Origin of the sequence: Paraburkholderia sp. UCT31, from assembly GCF_014397655.1 — a bacterium.
In the GTDB taxonomy this organism is placed as follows: domain Bacteria; phylum Pseudomonadota; class Gammaproteobacteria; order Burkholderiales; family Burkholderiaceae; genus Paraburkholderia; species Paraburkholderia tuberum.
The window spans coordinates 1-321 of sequence record NZ_VZQP01000221.1; the positions used below are offsets into that span (position 1 = coordinate 1).

The window sequence follows — 321 nt, forward strand, 5'->3', positions numbered from 1 at the left end:
CGTGTCCAGCACGCCCGCAAGAATGGCATGGACGGCCAGCTTCGAAATGCCATCCGTCAAGCCGACCGCGAAGCGCGCGACGGTCCCGCTGGCCGCTTCGCGCACTTCGTCGTGCAACGCGCGCCCGGCCGCGTCCGCGGCCGGGCACCTGCATCAAATTCGCCAACACGAGCAGGGCACCGCCGGGAACCCTATCCGCTTACACGCCGGCACCCGTCTCATCGAAGAATGAGGTTTTGTCCGTCCCGTTCGCTTTGGCGCGATACATCGCGCTATCGGCCTGGCGCATCAGGGCGTGTACATCAAGACGTCCGTCCGCGC

The 321-nt window shown here is 66.4% G+C and carries 1 pseudogene; it reads right to left on the reverse strand.

Going from position 1 to position 321, the window contains the following annotated elements:
* Positions 1–126, reverse strand: a pseudogene (locus F6X40_RS43140) (LysR family transcriptional regulator); the annotation flags it as partial.
* Positions 127–321: the final 195 nt, after the last annotated feature.